The sequence below is a fragment of the Paraglaciecola sp. MB-3u-78 genome (assembly GCF_002835935.1).
GTDB lineage: Bacteria > Pseudomonadota > Gammaproteobacteria > Enterobacterales > Alteromonadaceae > Paraglaciecola.
This window is the reverse complement of sequence record NZ_PJCF01000004.1, coordinates 227,760-245,311: the sequence shown is the minus strand read 5'-3', so window position 1 is coordinate 245,311 and position 17,552 is coordinate 227,760. Positions and strand designations below refer to the sequence as shown.

Sequence of the window (17,552 nt, the reverse complement as noted above, 5' to 3'; positions counted from 1 at the left end):
TTTATAAACCTACAAATCAATATACCGAATAGCAGTACCACTAATACTCACCATCAACATGCTGCCGCCCTTACCTACTACTTCATAATCAATATCAATACCAATAACCGCGTTAGCACCAATAGAACGAGCTTCGTGCTCTAACTCCTGAAAGCCGATTTTCCGTGCTTTGGTGAGTTCATCTTCATATGCGCCTGAACGGCCACCCACAATGTCACGGATTGAAGCAAAAATATCTTTAAATATATTCGCTCCCATCACGGCTTCACCAACAACAATACCTAAATACTGTTCAATTTTTTTGCCTTCTAGCTGATTAGTGGTGGTTACTATCATTTGTCTCTCCTTGCTTCAATTTCAGTCTGAATTAAGTTTACTTGTTTGGTCAATTGCACTTCAGAATAAGCCTTAGACGCTACCTGCCCCCAAATAGGTTTAGGCCAACTTACATCATTTTGGTACCGCACAATATGATGTAAATGCAACTGAGGTACCATATTACCCAGCGCTGCAATATTCAACTTATCAGGTGTAAACAAATATTTAAGTGCCCGACTAACCCTTGCAGATTCTTGCCATAGTCTTTGCTGCTGAGCATCACTGAGGTCAATGACATCACTTATGTTTGCTACTCGAGGCACTAATATTAGCCAAGGATAGTTGGCATCATTAATCAGTCGTACCGAACACAAAACTAACTCAGTGACTAATTCACTATCCTGCTCTAATTGTGGATGCAAAACAAAATTAGTCATACAAAGCCTTAAATATTAGTCGGTATAACGGTTAACAATGCCCGTTGACCAATTTCAACATCGGCGTTAGGAAATACAATCGCTTCCCCTTCAAATTGGGTCCGATACTCGCAATTAGTTTCATGAGCTAATAAATAATCTTTAGGAAAGTCACTAAAGTTAGGGGCATCTGCCGCAAAATTAAGGACAAAATCATCTTGCTGTTTATTGATAACTTGATTCACTTCGTAAATCAAAAAATCTGAATCAGTAAAGTGTTTAAGTCCCAGCTCAACACCACAAATCAACTTGGTTAAGGTGTTCACTACATCACTAAAATCATCCATATTGTTTTGCCCAAATGGCATCACTTTACCCAATTCAACAGTGAACGCATTAGCGTTAAGTTCATTGACTGAATAATAACTGAAAGTTGTGGTTGGACTGCCGGACAGTAAAATAGTATTCACCCCACAGGCTAACAAAATTTGTAGCTGATATTTGTCCCACGCTTTACCATTTTGAAATGGATAGACCGCAAATTTATCATTTTTAGATGCGCGAATAGCAGTATGTAAATCATAATGGAAACGACTCCTACCCTCTACAGCATGTATTCCCAGATAGAAGTTTTTAACCACATCTTCTAATTGTTTTGCTCGGCGCCTTTCATGATTCATCTGTTGCCCAGCAGCCAAATTTTGGTGTTCGCCACTAAACAAACGATTCATGTTTTCTTCAATAAAGCGCTCAGCAATATCCATAGCGGGTAAATTACCAAATAAAAATAACACCCGTTGTTTTACCACTGTTTTACCCAGCAAAATATTTTTGACTAAATCGTCGCAAATTTCTATGGGCGCCGTTTCGTTACCGTGGACGCCACAGGAGAGCACAATATCTTTATCACTCTTGGCAATAGTTTCAAAGCTGATAATGCCCTCGGCCAATACATTAACTTGTGTATGTGCATCGATAAAAAACTGAAAAGAAGTGCTGAAAAGTGCAGGTTGAGTGCGCGATAAAGAGAGAAAATTGCCCTGCTGCTTTAACGTTTGAATGGTGTTTTGAATTGATGTATCGATTTGTGTTTCCATAGTAAGTTGTTATTAGTTGCAGATATGAATTCTAAAAAGTTAATATTACCCTAATCAGAATATTAACTCCCCTTTTAAACTCAGGATACACCTGTAAAGGTTAAGTTAAGCCGTCTGATGTTCACGCATAAAGGATGTGCCAATGGCTAATTCTTTGTTGGCTAGCTCAACAAATTCATTTAATGGGATCGCTTTGGAGAACAAAAAACCTTGGCCAGATAAAACACCTATCTCACGTAAGATATGTAGATGCTGAATAGTTTCGATACCCTCTGCGACCAGTTCACAATTTGCAGCCTTAGCAATCAACTGACTCGCCTCTACTATTGCTCTATTTACCGGGCTTTCATCAATCTGCAGAATAAACGACTTATCAATTTTAATACTGTCAATTTCAATATCACGTAAATAAGCTAAGTTTGAGTAACCTTTACCAAAATCATCAATGGCAATAGTCGCTCCAAGAGTTCGAATTTGAGACAATTGTTTTTTAACTAAAATTGAATTAGACAAAGCCACGTCTTCTGTTAGCTCTAATTCAAACTGAGATAATTCCACCTGATGTTTTTGCGCCAGTTCTTTAAGGTTATTGGCAAAATTTAAATCATATAATTGAGAAGGCGACATATTCACTGAAATTTTTAATCGTAAATCCACACTATTCAGATATGCAGCCCCTTTGAAAGCTTGTTCTAATACCCAATAACCAAGCTCATTCATCATATTGTAAGATTCAGCGGCTTCAATTAGTGCACCCGGGAAAATCAAACCATCTAGTGGATGATTCCAACGTAACAAACACTCCGCACCTATTATCTTTAATGTATTTAATTCAATTTTCGGTTGAAAGTATATTTCTAACTCATTTTGATCCAAAGCCCGAGTAATATCGGCCTTCAGCGCGAGCGCTCGGCCCGACGTATCATCAGTTAAACTTTGAGCATGTTGAAAATTATCAAATTTATTATTTTTTGCTTGTTTTAAAGCAGTTTCAGCTAATGAGAAAAATTTATTAATATCACTATTGTTTTTAGGATTTGATGCGGCACCCACATTGAAGTCAGCGATAAAGGCGTGATCATCACATTGTATCGGCGTTTTGAAATGTTGAACTAGATGGCTATAAAAACCATGCAACTGTTTTTGTTGATGGTTACCTGGCAAAATCAAACCAAAAATATCACCGCTTATTCGGCCAAAAATCCCGTTATTCTCAAACAGAAACACGATACGATTCGCAATTTCTAATAGTACTTTGTCACCATAATCGTATCCAAAGCTGGCACTGACATCAGAAAAACGCACGATATCAATTAACAATAAAGATTGTTCTGTGTTTGTTTCAAGAAGCAGCTCTATTTCACCCAAAAACGCATATCTATTTGGAATGGTGATTAATGATTCATGTTGCATTAAAAATTTATCGCCCGTTATATATCCACTGAACTATTTCTCAATGGTCGATGCTAATACTTACGAAAATAGACTAAAGAATAATACTTTAGCTAGAGTATTTTCCCTAATTTTATAACAACAAAAGCTCAAACACTTGTTTGAGCTTTTGTTAATCTAGGTGAAATTACCCTATAATTTGTCTTAAATCGCCTAAGTATAAAAATTTACTCTACTGTACATGGCTCTAATTGCCAAATTTTTTCGACATAATCCTTAATTGAACGATCTGAAGTAAATTTTCCCATACGTGCGGTATTGAGTATTGCCATTTTTGCCCAGCCGGATTTATCACCATAAGCCTTATCGGCTTTTTGCTGTGCATCGGAATAGGACTCAAAATCAGCCAACACTTTGTAAGGGTCTCCCCCCTCTAACAGACTATACTTTAGGGATGCTAATGCACCAGGTTTACCTGGTGTGAAATAATCAGTTTCAAGCCAATCTAAAACTGCTTTAATTTCTTTATTGTTGTAATAGAAGTCAAAAGGATTGTAGCCCACTTTATCAAGTTCATGCACTTCATCTACGTTTAGACCAAAAATGAAAATATTTTCATCACCGACCTCTTCTGCGATCTCAATATTCGCGCCGTCTAACGTGCCCACGGTTAATGCACCGTTTAATGATAACTTCATATTTCCTGTACCTGAGGCTTCTAAGCCAGCAGTAGAAATTTGTTCAGAAACATCAGCAGCGGGGATGATTTTCTCGGCCAAACTGACCCGATAATTAGGTAAAAACACCACTTTGATTTTGCCGTTTACCCGTTTGTCATTATTCACTTTTTCAGCCACTTGGTTGATTGCATAAATAATGTCTTTCGCTAATTTATAGCCAGGTGCGGCTTTAGCGCCGAATAAAAAGACCCTAGGTTGCATGTCGTAATTAGGGTTTTCTAACAAACGACGATAAAGCGCCATGATATGTAAAAGGTTGAGATGTTGGCGTTTATACTCATGTAACCGTTTAATTTGCACATCAAAGATAGCTTTAGGATTAATTTCTATACCCGTTAACGCTAACACCTCTTTTGCCAGCGCCACTTTATTTTCATGCTTTATTTTCATAAATTGTTTTTGAAACTTAGCATTGTCAGCAAACTGACTCAGTTGCTCTAGTTTTTCTAGATGCAACGGCCAATCATTACCAATTTTTTCATCTATCAAGGCAGATAATTTAGGATTACATGCCTTTAACCAGCGACGCGGTGTAATACCGTTGGTGACGTTGGTTAATTTATTTGGCCACATTTCATGAAATTCGGGGAACAGGTTTTTCTTCACTAACGCCGAATGAATTTCAGCTACACCGTTAACAGCAAAAGACCCAATCACCGACAAGTTACCCATGCGTATCATCTTTTCGTTACCCTCTTCGATGATCGATAACTTCTGCTTTATGACATTATCACCCGGCCATACTTTTTCTACTTCACTCATAAAGTGGTGATTAATTTCGTAAATGATTTCTAAGTGTCTTGGTAGAATTTTTTTAAACATACGAGCAGGCCATTTTTCTAGCGCTTCGGGTAATAACGTATGATTGGTGTAGGCAAATGTTTTACTACAAATCTTCCATGCACTGTCCCAATTGAGCTCAGCTCTGTCTAACAAAATTCGCATCAATTCAGGTATGGCAATAGCGGGATGGGTGTCGTTCAATTGGATCACCACTTGACTGGAAAAACGGCTCCAATCATCTCCGTGAGCTCTTTTATAGCGGCGAATAATATCTTTTAGTGAACAGGCACTAAAGAAATATTGTTGAATTAAACGTAACTCTTTACCCGCTTCAGTTTCATCATTGGGGTACAAGACTTTAGAAATCGTCTCAGCTTGCACGTTTTCTTTCTGTGCATCTACATATCCACCGGCGTTAAATACATCCCAGTTAAAATAATCTGACGCTTGGCTTTGCCATAAACGCAAAACATTCACCGTTTTACCACCATAGCCCACTACTGGAATATCCCAAGGTAACCCTTTAACAATCAACCCTGGATGCCATTCTTTTTTAATTTCACCATTCTCACCATATTTGGTTTCAACATAGCCATACAAGGGAATTTCTTGGATTGACTCTGGGCGACATATTTCCCATGGGTTGCCGTAATCACGCCAGCTATCTGGACGCTCTATTTGTTCACCATTTTTGATTTCTTGACGGAATAAACCATGTTCATAATGTAAACCATATCCCACAGCTGGCATATCAAGTGTTGCCAGTGAATCAATAAAACATGCGGCTAAACGCCCCAAACCGCCATTACCCAACGCCATATCCGGCTCTTCTTCCATAATGTCAGTGAGGTTAACACCTAGTTCTTTTAAGGCTTGATCGGTTTGTTCGAACAAACCTAAATTGTGCAGGTTGTTGGACATTAAACGGCCCATTAAAAACTCTGCGGAAAAATAATGTACCGCACGAGTATCATTTAAATAATGTGATTTTTGAGTTTTACGCAGTTGCTCCAACACATGTTCCTGTACTGAGGCGCAAGTGGCTTTCCACCAAGCGTGGTTGTTTGCTTTATTTTCGTCGGTGCCTAATGAACAATGTAAATGTCTAACAATTGCATCTTTTATAGTATTTTTTGGTAAAGAAGATGGTTTAGAAAATGTATTTTTTGCACTCATATCACACCTCAAATTAGCTTTATTCAGATGTCACTTACCCTGAGGTATTTTGTCTAGATCAGGATTTAAATGACGTAATAAAATTACAGATAAATTTAATGAGGTAGTTTTAGCAGGATTTTCTGCAATAGTTTGTTAAATAAACGTTAAATATTCAAAAAATCATAGGTATTCACATAATAATACCTATGATTTGTACATTTCATTATCAATTTGGATTTATTATTTACACATTTGCGGCTTTAAACACTTGTTCGACCAGTAATTGGGCTTCGCTTACTAATAAATCAAGATGTTCAGAACCACTAAAACTTTCTGCGTATATTTTATAGATTTCTTCAGTGCCAGATGGGCGCGCTGCAAACCAGCCATTTTCAGTGCTGACTTTCACTCCTCCAATGGCCGCATTGTTACCCGAAGCGTGAGTTTGAATATTGGTGATAGTTTCACCTGCAAGCTCGGTGGATTGGATAACACTTTTGTCCATTTTGCTTAATACTTGTTTCTGGGCATGATTGGCAGCTACATCAATACGCGTATACACAGGTGATGAAAATTGCTCGGTAAGTGCTTGATAATGTTCGCCAGGATCTTTACCTGTAACAGCAATAATTTCAGCCGCCAATAAACACATGATGATCCCGTCTTTGTCGGTTGCCCATGGTTTGCCATTTCGACGTAAAAATATACCGCCAGCACTTTCTTCGCCGGCAAAACCGATTTCGCTATTCAGTAAACCTTGCACGAACCATTTAAACCCTACTGGCATTTCAGCCAATTCACGGCCTAGGCTTTCCACCACACGGTCAATCATACTACTGGACACTAAGGTTTTACCGACTTTGATATTTTTTGGCCAATCTGTTCGGTGTTGAAATAAGTATTGAATGGCCACAGCTAAATAATGATTTGGATTCATTAAGCCACTTTTAGGGGTGACTATGCCGTGCCGGTCAAAATCAGGATCGTTGCCAAAGGCCACATCAAACTTGTCTTTTAAATCAATCAAACCGGCCATGGCATAAGGTGATGAGCAGTCCATACGGATTTTTCCATCCTTATCTCGGCGCATAAAGCCAAATTGCTGATCAACATTACGGTTAACCACTTCGATGTTGATCCCATAACGCTCGGCTATTTTGTCCCAGTAGCCTAAACCTGCACCGCCAAGTGGATCTGTGCCTAAAACTAATCCCGCCTTGGCAATGGCTTGCATATCAATTACTTGGTCAAGCTGCGCAATGTAATCCTCAGAAAAATCAATTTCTGTTACATAATCAGAGTCATAGGCGGCGGCTAAACTCATACGTTGCACATCAGCCATGTCATTGCTGATGATCTCATTGGCACGTTGCTGAATAAGATTGGTTACATCGCTGTCTGCGGGTCCACCGTGAGGTGGGTTATACTTAAACCCGCCATCTTCTGGCGGGTTATGTGATGGGGTGATTACCACACCATCAGCTCGGTCTTTTGAAGAGTCGGCATTATGCTGCAAAATAGCATGGGAAATCACGGGTGTAGGGGTATAACCTCGTTTCTCTTGGACTACCAGAGAAACGCCGTTTGCTGCTAATACTTCGACAGCGGTTGAAAACGCCGCTTCAGATAAAGCATGGGTGTCCATGCCCATATATAAAGGACCCGTAATATTTTGGTCCTTTCGAAATTCAGCTAACGCCTGACAAATAGCAGCGATATGCATATCGTTAAAGGTGTTTAAAAATGCACTACCACGATGTCCTGACGTACCAAAAGTGACAGCTTGAGTTCTATCACCTTTTGTTGGTTGATGGGTGTAATAGGCGCTAGTCAACTTAGCAACGTTGACCAACTGTTGTTTACTAGCGGGTTTTCCTGCTTCTGGATGTAGAGCCATAATGATCCTTAATTTTTATTAAACATGTTCAGGGGCAAGTATTGCAATCAATTGTTCAATTTCAGATAAGTTAAAACCCACCTGCTCAGCGACTTCTTTGAGCATATTGATTTTCTTTACAGTATTGTTATTGGTGATCACCCAATATTCTGAGCCAGGCACATTTTTAGGGTTAGTACTACTGCCGGTCGCTAATAGCGTGTCTTTGTCGGTGGCAAAATAGGTTCTATTACGTCCACTCATGCCCAATACTTTAGTAAATTGCTGGGTATGATATTTGTGGATAATGGATAATACCAACAACCATCTCTCCACCATCTTAGGAATAGCTTGCAACTGTTGCCCTTCAAGTTCGCTAAACACAGCCGCTGCCTGACAAACTTGCTCGGCGCTTTTAACATCACTTTCATCATTATCTATAGCGTAGACAGGCTGGGGCTCATCAGCACTACTTCCTTGCTTTGGGTTAAGCAGCGACTCAGGCATAACTAAACGACGTAAAATATCTGATGCACTTTCGCCGATATCTTGTGTCTGTGAAGCAATAAAGTGGTAAAGATCATCTTCTATTTGAATACTTTTCATGAGATTATTTTTTTTAAACGGTGCACATGACTAATATTATACGGATTGACGCAATCAATTCATCGTTTAATTCCATTTCATACACAAGTATTAGCTAAACCACCGAAAACGTGCGTTATTTGCGCTAAAATATGGATTCGTACAATCTATTAAATCCACCGGATACCCATTACCCTATGCTGCACAACAAATTCGCTATGGCCATAGAGCAATCCTGTCAGGTGTTAATTGGCAAACAACAACAGGTTAAATTGGCACTGACATGTTTGTTAGCTAATGGCCATTTGTTAATCGAAGATTTACCCGGTATGGGGAAAACCACCCTTTCACATACTTTGGCCAAAGTACTAGGTTTGGAATATTCTCGTATCCAATTCACATCAGATTTATTGCCAGCAGACATGTTGGGGATCAACATTTATGATAACAACGAACAAACTTTTCGCTTTCACCCAGGGCCTATTTTTAATCAACTGGTGCTAGCCGATGAAATTAATCGAGCTAGCCCGAAAACGCAAAGTGCCTTGCTTGAAGCCATGGAAGAAAGACAAGTCAGTTTGGACGGTAAAACCCGTCTACTGCCCTCACCGTTTTTTGTGATTGGCACACAAAACCCCATGCATCAATCAGGCACTTATCCTCTACCCGAGTCTCAATTGGACCGTTTTTTAATGCGTATTCAGTTGGGATATCCAGACAAAGAAGCAGAAAAAAGCATGTTAAAGACTCAGTTAGGTGGCGTGCAACATGATGTTGAAACGGTAATGAGTATAGCCGATTTTATTGAATTACAGGAGGCAGCCAGACGAGTACATGCCTCAGATGAATTACTCAATTACATATTACGTTTGGTCACGTTTAGCCGCGAAAGCAACCAATTCGCCAACCCACTATCACCACGTGCAACTAAAGCTTTGCTAAGCTCAGCTAAAGCGTGGGCCTTTATCAATAACAGAGATTTCATCATTCCAGAAGATGTGCAAGCCATACTCCCGGCAGTAGCGGAACATCGATTACGGAGTGCTTCAAGCGACTTCAGCTCTCAAGGCAGTTTAAGCAAAACCTTGCTCGAAGCTATCGATCCTATTGCAGCCTAGGCTCGGTTATGACCTTACTACAAAGTTACTGGAACAAATGGTTAAATAAACGCATCCCTGCAGCCTCGCAACATCACTTAAACCATCACAACATTTTTATTTTCCCAGCTAAATTTGGCCTATTATTTTTGTCTTTGTGCGTACTGCTATTTTTGCTTGGCACTAACTATCAAAATAACTTGATGTTGTTACTGTGTTATTTTTTATTGGCAATATTTTTAGTCAACTTATTAGCTAGCTATATCAACTTTGCCCGTATCGATTTACAAATTGGTAAGTGCCATGAAGTATTTGTAGGTGATAATTTGCAGATACCTTTGTGGTTAAATGCCAACATCGATAACAACAACCGTGCTAAATCTGCGACAAAAGGACTGTTACATTTTAAGTTCCAAACTAATCAGCATAAATCCACAAAAAAAACCAAATTTCGACATGATCAACAAAGTACTGAAGTAGATGCAGATGCATTGACTAATCCAATATATTTAAGCCAAAAGTGTCATCAAAGAGGAAAATTGACATTATCTAGAGTCACAGTTCAAAGCTTTTATCCTTTGGGCTTGTACCGTTGTTGGACACATTTGGCTTTTATTCACGAAATCACTGTTTTTCCCAAACCCTTACCTTGCGAGATACAACTGCATATTAATGATAATAATAGTGCTAAAAAAAGTGGTGGAATAGCCAATGAACAAGCCGGTCACGATGATTTTTCTCATTTAAAAGCATACCAAGTAGGCGAACCGTTAAACCATGTCGCATGGAAACAACTGGCTAAGGGGCGAGGTATGGTTAGCAAACAATTTTCTTCTATTAGCAATCAAATAGGTTGGCTTAAACTATCTACGGATTATAAAAATAAAGCCTTATCCCCCAGTATAGTGTTGGACACAGAGTTGGATAATCTAGCCTTAGACAAAATTGCTCTAGACAAAGAGCTTGGTGAATTGTGTTATCAGGTAATTGAGTTGAGCCGAACCCAACGAACCTTTGGATTAGATCTAGGCCCACAATGTATTGCACCCAATAGTGGTGCTGGGCATCGACTCGCTTGTTTACTTGCATTAGCCAACTTTACTGAAGCGAGCCCCTAAGGATGTTTATCAGGTTGCAACAAAAACTTAAAAATCAAGGCACCCCGCAGTCCTCTAAAAATATTGCATTGTTATTATTGGCGGCGATATTGGTATGTGTCAGTTTTAGTCTTTTTGCTTCGATACTTATTTGGATATTGTTATTGGTTGCCTGCGCCGCGGTAATCAGAGGCGCAATTTACTACAATTATTACAGACACCTACCGTCGATTCGTACCTTAAACTTATTAGCGGTGTTAAGTATCCTAGGATTAATTTACTCAGCTTTAAGTGACGGTTTATTATTTGGAATGGTTAATTTATTAATCCTCGCCTGTGCCTTAAAACTGATGCAAATGCGCAGTCAAAAAGACGTGTATCAGTTAGTCATTAGTTTGTTTTTTTTGATTGGCTGCGGTTTTATTTTTAATCAGTCTATAGGTTTTAGTCTATTTTATGCCTTGATGTGTATGGCGCTGTTATTAAGTTTGGCTTGTTATCACGCCCCTTCAAACACTATGCACAAACAATTAAAAACCGTTTCTATACTAAGCTTACAGGCTTTACCAATAGGCTTGTTAATGTTTTTGGTTCTGCCCCAGTTATCACCACTGTGGCACACCCCAAAATCCAAAGGTGCGCAAACAGGACTCTCAGAACAAATCACCCCAGGCGATATCGCAACCCTTTCTCAATCAAGCGAATTGGCGTTTCGAGCAACATTCGAAGACACGCCGCCAATAGCCCGGCGTAGATATTGGCGCGCCATTGTGATGGAAGACTTTGATGGAAAAACGTGGAAAGTCCATGCCTATCGTCACAAGTTGCGAGAATTTCAATTAAAAACAAAACAGCAATTTAAGCCTAAATTGACCGGCCCTTTTTTTGATTATGAGGTGATCGCCGAGCCTACCAATCAACCTTGGTTGTTTGCATTAGACATAGCTGTGCCGGCAGATACCCAAAGCCGAAGAAATATAATGCAAAGCAGTGACTTTCTGTTGTTTAATCGCCAACCTGTGGTGAGCAAATATCAATACGCGGTGCGTTCATACCCTGAAGCATTGGCCAATCAAGCACTTACCGTAACCGACAAACAAATTAATCTGAGGTTACCTGAAACGGGCAACAACAGAACGCGAGAATGGGTCAGTAACTTGCGCGCAAAATTCCAAGACAACAACAAATTTGTAGAAGCAGTGTTAAGTCACTTTATTGACAACCCCTTTGTTTATACCTTACGACCTGATGTTATGCTGGTAGATCCGGTTGACCGCTTCTTATTTGATAATCAAGCAGGTTTTTGCAGCCACTACGCCAGCGCATTGGCCTATGCCCTAAGATTAGGTGGTATTCCTGCCCGCATAGTGACAGGTTATCAAGGCGGTGAATTAGTAGAAAATAACGGAAAATCGCCTTATTTGAGTATCTACCAATACGATGCACATGCGTGGGTAGAAACATGGAGTGATAATGCGGGTTGGCAACGAATAGACCCTACAGCCCTTGTATCACCGGATAGAATAGAATTTGGTTTACAACAAGCGATGCTAGAAGAAGGTAGTTTTTTGGCTGATTCACCCTTTTCTCTTGCCAGACTAGCCAATATAGTCTGGCTCAATAATATACGACTCTTTTTGGCAGATATAGATTACAACTGGAGTCGTTGGGTATTAGGATTTAACAGCCAAAAGCAGCGCGACCTATTCAAATCTATTTTAGGAAAGTTAACCCCAGAACGTTTATCTATCTTAGGAGTAGGAATAGTATTCACTATCGGTATGTTACTGAGCTTGTTTTTTCTTCCTCATTGGTTACAAAATCGTCTGGGTACAACCCAACATTTGTATATAAAAGCATTGCATGCCTTTGCAAAAGCAGGAACCCAAAGGGCCAATTGGCAAGGTCCGACTGCGTTTAGTCAACACATTAACGAACACTACTCACATAAAGTGAGTGACCCATTTTCTCAACTAACCCAACTCTATTTAAGATTAACCTACCAGAAGAAGCAAAGTACTGGAACGTCAGTTCTGAGCATTAAACAATGTCATCGTTTGATGCGCGGTCATTTAGCCCGATTAAAAACTGAGTTGCTAAAAAGCAAAGCTTAAAACATCAAAAAGAACCATTGCTCCCTTAGCGATACCGCAATTTTTATGGCATAATACGCGCCGAATTTTTGCCATCTTACACGTCATCAATTTAAGGTACGTGGTGGCAAACGATAGTTGAATATTAATACTGGGGTACTGACATTGCTAACAACTGCAAATATTACAATCCAATTTGGCGAAAAGCCTTTATTTGAAAATGTCTCAGCAAAATTTGGCAATGGCAATAAATATGGCCTAATTGGCGCAAATGGTTGTGGTAAGTCAACCTTTATGAAAATAATTGGTGGTGACTTAGAGCCTTCAGGTGGCAATGTGTCTGTCGACCCAGGCGAACGAATTGGGAAACTAAAACAAGACCAATTTGCCTACGAAGATTGCAGTGTTATTGACACTGTTGTTATGGGTCATGGTGAGCTTTGGAAAGTTAAAATTGAACGGGATGCAATATATTCCAATCCTGAAATGACTGAAGAAGACGGCATCAGAGTGGCCGATTTAGAGAATGAATTTGCCGAAATGGATGGTTACACTGCCGAATCTAGAGCCGGTGAATTATTGATTGGCGTGGGTATTCCTGTCGAGCAACATTTTGGTCCTATGAGCGAAATTGCGCCGGGTTGGAAACTTAGGGTGTTACTTGCCCAAGTATTATTTTCTGACCCTGACATTATGTTGCTGGATGAGCCTACCAACAACTTGGATATCAACACTATCCGCTGGTTAGAAACCGTGCTGAACGAACGTAACTGCACCATGATCATTATTTCTCATGATAGGCATTTTTTAAATTCTGTTTGTAGCCATATGGCAGACATTGATTACGGCGAAATTCGTTTATTTCCAGGCAACTACGATGAATATATGACAGCAGCCACACAATCTCGTGACCAGCTATTGTCAGACAACGCCAAGAAAAAAGCACAAATATCTGAGCTCAAAGCGTTTGTGAGTCGTTTCTCAGCAAACGCATCAAAGTCAAAACAAGCCACATCCCGTGCACGGCAGATTGATAAAATTCAATTGGATGAGGTGAAACCCTCTAGTCGTCAAAGCCCGTTTATTCGTTTTGAAGAAACCAAAAAATTACATCGATTAGCTGTGGAAGTAGAAGGTTTAGCCAAGGCATACGATACAGAACTATACAAAAACTTGGATCTGATGATCGAAGTGGGCGAAAGAGTGGCTATTATTGGTCCAAACGGTGTGGGCAAAACAACCTTACTTAAATGTTTATTGGGTAAAACGGACTTAACTGCCGGTAGCGTAAAATGGTCTGAGAACAGCAACATTGGTTATTATGCACAGGATCATGCCGCTGATTTTGAAGAAGATAAAACCCTGATGAATTGGATGTACCAATGGGCCCAAGAAGGTGACGACGAACAGATCATGCGCGGTACTTTGGGTAGATTATTATTCTCGCAACATGACATCAATAAATCAGTCAAAGTCATTTCAGGTGGTGAACAAGGGCGTATGTTGTTTGGTAAATTAATGCTGCAAAAACCCAATATATTAGTGATGGATGAACCTACCAACCACTTAGATATGGAGTCCATCGAGTCTTTGAACTTAGCTTTAGAAAATTACAAAGGCACTTTGGTTTTTGTCAGTCATGATAGAGAATTTGTATCCACAGTAGCTACGCGTATTATCGACATGCAACCAGATGGCATCGTTGATTTCAAAGGTGACTACGAGAGTTACTTGGCAAGTCTAGGGGTCTAACGATAGCAAACGAGCTTCGAGCTTCGAGCTTCGAGCTTCGAAAATATGTTTTCAAGTTACTTTTTATTGTCAAACAAAAAAGGCATCATTTGTTAAGAATGATGCCTTTATTTATTTTTTTGTCTTTAGCTAATCGCTCGTAACACGAGTCTCGTAGCTGTCTTGGCTACTTTATATTAAGTAACCAAGAGACAAATTGTTTTGCTTCAGAGGTATTTGCGAAGGTGCCCATTTTCTGGCCACATTTGTCGGCAAATGCCACTTTATGTTTGTTCACAGAAATGTTGTGCACTGGGCACATTACCGAAATCTGTGTTCCGTTATATGTATAAGACATAATAAAACTCATTAAATATGACTATTTTGTGCTTCAAAAAAAGAAGCCATCAATAGTTAAAACTAAAAATAAGCTCATTACAGTTTTGACGATACTACTAAAACCTTAAGTTTTTTGTTCGATGAGACACCTGCAAATATTGTTTGCTACGATGTTTAATGCCCATTAATTCGTCGTACGATAATTCAGCTTGTTATTGTAATTCTTTGGTCTTTACCTATACGGCGCTACCTAAAGATTACGTTTTTAATGTTGGCTGACTGGATCAAGGAAAGACATAACATTGGAGGTTTGTATTGAAGATATTCTACAAACCGAAGAGCAACATACTTACCTTTTATTAATTAGTCAACTGTTAATTAGACTAAATGGTCAACTACCTGCACATTATTCAAAACATTAAAGATGTTATCATTGGTTCAGTTTATTAATTACGAGTGATCTACTTTGGAAAAAATCGCCATCTTTGTTGACGTACAAAATATCTACTACACCACTCGCCAAGCCTACTCTCGCCAATTTAATTACCGTCGATTCTGGCAACATATTCAACACCAAGGCGACATTATTATGGCCAATGCTTATGCTATTGATAAAGGTGATGAACAACAGCAAAAGTTTCAAAGCGCACTCAAACACATTGGCTTTGATATTAAATTAAAACCTTATATCCAACGCAGCGATGGTTCAGCCAAAGGCGATTGGGATGTAGGCATAGCGATAGATGTGTTAGAAGCGGCAGAAGATGCAGATACCATTGTTTTATTGTCCGGTGACGGGGATTTTGATTTATTGCTCAAAAAAGTGAGTAAAAAATATGGCTGTAAAACCCAAGTCTATGGTGTACCGAAACTGACCGCCACATCCTTAGTGAATGCAACGGATGAGTTTTTCAAAATAGAAGCCGATCTATTACAGTAAGTTAGATAAAACTAGCCGCAATCCATGCGATGAAATAGGCCAGCAATCCGTAACTCACAAATAATCCCCAGGCTATTTTGCCACTACCGGTTTCACCTTTAATCGTGGCCACTGTAGCAACACATTGCAGTGCCACCACATAAAACAACATCAGACCGATGCCTGCCCCTAGGGCTAGACCATCTTGCTGAATATTGGCAGCCAATCCTGCTATATTTTCATCTGCGCCTTGAATACCAAATAAAGTACCCAGTGCGCCAACAAATACCTCTCGCGCTAAAAATGACACTAATATCGCCACACCATAACGCCAATCTAATCCTAAGGGTTCGAATATTGGTTCAATCCATTGCCCAATCGACGCCAAATATGATGACTGTAAATCACCATTTTGTGGAAAATAGCCTAAAACCCATATGATGACTGAGACCATAAAAATAATGGGTGCGGCCCGTCTGATAAACTGCTTAGCACTGCTTAACACTCTATGGATCAGGGGTTTCCAATGAGGTAAACGATAGGTTGGTAATTCTAATATAAACGGCATCTCTGCCTTATCTTTATCTAAATCAGTCAGTTTAGTCAGTAAGGTACTGACCAATAATGCTGTTGAGATACCAATAAAATACAAAATAAAGAAAGTAATACCTTGCAAGTTTATCAGTCCACCTAGATATTGTGTGTCGGGGATCAACACCGCAATTAACAAAGCATATACAGGTAAACGAGCCGAACATGACATCAACGGAATGGTCATCATAGTAATAAGGCGCTTTCGCGGTGATTCTATCGTTCGCGCTGCCATAATAGCGGGAATAGCGCAGGCATGTCCGGACAAATAAGGGATGAAACTTCTACCTGATAAACCAAAATAACTTAAAGGTTTATGACAAATTAATGCTGCTCTAGCCAAATACCCGCTATCTTCCAGCAAGCCAATGATCAAAGTAAGCACCATTATTTGCGGCACAAAAACCAAAAATGAGCCAACACCACCAAACATAGCGTCGGTGACAAAGTCGTTTACTACCCCAGCAGGAAGAACTTGACTACTGAGCATCGCCAACTCAGTCATGATGGTTTCAACCCCATCCATTAATGGGCTGGCCCAAGTAAAAATACTCTGAAACAACAAAAACATGATGCTTAAAAACATCAATCCACCAAAAACACTGTTTAACAAAAAATCATCAATTTTATTTTGCTGTTTCAAAACCACATCAGCCCTGATGCCATAGCGACGAGATAATTCTCGGCTTATTTCTAACAATGGCATCTGTGCATCGTTAGTTTTATTTGGCACAAAATTCTGTGAATGTTTAGCCGCATCGATAAGTCCGAGTTTGAATTCATGCAAACCAATTAAGGTTTTAGCTGAAAGGGCAAAAACCGCACAACCTAGATCTTGGGCTAATTTGTCGGTATCAATGTGATGACTAAAACGTTGCACTTCGTCAATCATATTCAGCGCAAAAATCACCCCTTTGTTATGTTCAAACGCTAAATCCCTTACTTGTAGTCCAAACACCAAACTGCGTTCTAAACGGGTTGCATCTAAATTACACACAATTATCGAAGTAGCATCACTGTGCATCGCCTCATGCAACTTTTCGATGGCAAGCTCTTCGTCTTTTGACAAGCTTTTTAATGAATAGGTACCAGGAAAGTCTATCAATTGGTATTCGTCAAACTTGCCACTTTTTAACTCAACCGTAACGCCAGGAAAGTTAGCCACTTTTTGGCGCATTCCTGTTAGCTGGTTAAACAACAGGCTCTTGCCAGAATTGGGTTTACCAACCAAGATGATATTTTTCATTGGGTGCCTTTCAGAGGGAATAAAGGTAGTAAGTTGGTTGGCATTAGAGGCAACAAAAAACAAGCATCAACATA

At 39.6% G+C, this 17,552-nt stretch carries 14 protein-coding genes; 5 read left to right on the top strand and 9 right to left on the bottom strand.

From position 1 onward, the window contains the following. Positions 1-9: 9 nt before the first annotated feature. From CXF95_RS07940 to CXF95_RS07910, 7 genes are all read right to left on the bottom strand, one after another. Positions 10-336: a heavy metal-binding domain-containing protein gene (locus tag CXF95_RS07940; protein WP_101198186.1), complete on the bottom strand. Its 327-nt coding sequence runs from the start codon at positions 334-336 to the stop codon at positions 10-12. Continuing rightward, entirely contained in the window at positions 333-755 is a 423-nt protein-coding gene (locus CXF95_RS07935) for an HIT domain-containing protein (protein ID WP_101198185.1), read from the bottom strand. Before CXF95_RS07935 ends, CXF95_RS07940 begins: the two co-directional genes overlap by 4 nt. Positions 756-763: 8 nt before the next feature. Continuing rightward, positions 764-1,831 carry a succinylglutamate desuccinylase gene (astE, locus tag CXF95_RS07930; protein ID WP_101198184.1) on the bottom strand — a complete coding sequence of 356 codons (1,068 nt, stop codon included), beginning with the start codon at positions 1,829-1,831 and terminating at the stop codon, positions 764-766. A 105-nt stretch (positions 1,832-1,936) separates the two neighbouring features. Then, positions 1,937-3,244, bottom strand: a complete 1,308-nt coding sequence (locus CXF95_RS07925) for a bifunctional diguanylate cyclase/phosphodiesterase (RefSeq protein WP_101198183.1) — start codon at positions 3,242-3,244, stop codon at positions 1,937-1,939. A gap of 206 nt (positions 3,245-3,450) precedes the next feature. Continuing rightward, on the bottom strand, positions 3,451-5,922 hold the full coding sequence (locus tag CXF95_RS07920; RefSeq protein ID WP_101198182.1) for a glycogen/starch/alpha-glucan phosphorylase: 2,472 nt from the start codon (positions 5,920-5,922) through the stop codon (positions 3,451-3,453). Positions 5,923-6,148: 226 nt separating this feature from the next. Then, on the bottom strand, positions 6,149-7,801 hold the full coding sequence (pgm, locus tag CXF95_RS07915; protein WP_101198181.1) for a phosphoglucomutase (alpha-D-glucose-1,6-bisphosphate-dependent): 1,653 nt from the start codon (positions 7,799-7,801) through the stop codon (positions 6,149-6,151). Positions 7,802-7,819: 18 nt separating this feature from the next. After that, a complete protein-coding gene (locus CXF95_RS07910) occupies positions 7,820-8,386 on the bottom strand; it encodes a Negative modulator of initiation of replication (protein ID WP_101198180.1) in 567 nt (188 codons plus the stop codon). Between the two features lie 176 nt (positions 8,387-8,562). Between CXF95_RS07910 and CXF95_RS07905 the strand changes: the two genes are divergently transcribed. From CXF95_RS07905 to CXF95_RS07890, 4 genes are all read left to right on the top strand, one after another. Beyond that, the gene (locus CXF95_RS07905; RefSeq protein ID WP_101198179.1) at positions 8,563-9,483 is read left to right on the top strand and encodes a MoxR family ATPase; all 921 of its coding nucleotides are present in this window, start codon (positions 8,563-8,565) and stop codon (positions 9,481-9,483) included. Positions 9,484-9,491: 8 nt separating this feature from the next. Further along, the gene (locus CXF95_RS07900) at positions 9,492-10,580 is read left to right on the top strand and encodes a DUF58 domain-containing protein (protein ID WP_101198178.1); all 1,089 of its coding nucleotides are present in this window, start codon (positions 9,492-9,494) and stop codon (positions 10,578-10,580) included. 14 nt (positions 10,581-10,594) lie between these two features. Then, positions 10,595-12,673: a DUF3488 and transglutaminase-like domain-containing protein gene (locus CXF95_RS07895; RefSeq protein ID WP_232787715.1), complete on the top strand. Its 2,079-nt coding sequence runs from the start codon at positions 10,595-10,597 to the stop codon at positions 12,671-12,673. Between the two features lie 144 nt (positions 12,674-12,817). Then, positions 12,818-14,404 (top strand): ABC-F family ATPase, encoded by a 1,587-nt coding sequence (locus CXF95_RS07890; protein ID WP_101198738.1) that lies wholly within the window; start codon positions 12,818-12,820, stop codon positions 14,402-14,404. A 166-nt stretch (positions 14,405-14,570) separates the two neighbouring features. On the opposite strand, the gene CXF95_RS30480 is transcribed toward CXF95_RS07890, so the two are convergent. After that, a complete protein-coding gene (locus CXF95_RS30480; RefSeq protein ID WP_157828103.1) occupies positions 14,571-14,741 on the bottom strand; it encodes a hypothetical protein in 171 nt (56 codons plus the stop codon). A gap of 447 nt (positions 14,742-15,188) precedes the next feature. Here CXF95_RS30480 and CXF95_RS07880 point away from each other — a divergent pair, with 447 nt between their 5' ends. Next, on the top strand, positions 15,189-15,662 hold the full coding sequence (locus tag CXF95_RS07880; RefSeq protein WP_101198175.1) for an NYN domain-containing protein: 474 nt from the start codon (positions 15,189-15,191) through the stop codon (positions 15,660-15,662). 1 nt (position 15,663) lies between these two features. On the opposite strand, the gene CXF95_RS07875 is transcribed toward CXF95_RS07880, so the two are convergent. Further along, positions 15,664-17,478 carry a ferrous iron transporter B gene (locus tag CXF95_RS07875; protein ID WP_101198174.1) on the bottom strand — a complete coding sequence of 605 codons (1,815 nt, stop codon included), beginning with the start codon at positions 17,476-17,478 and terminating at the stop codon, positions 15,664-15,666. Positions 17,479-17,552: the final 74 nt, after the last annotated feature.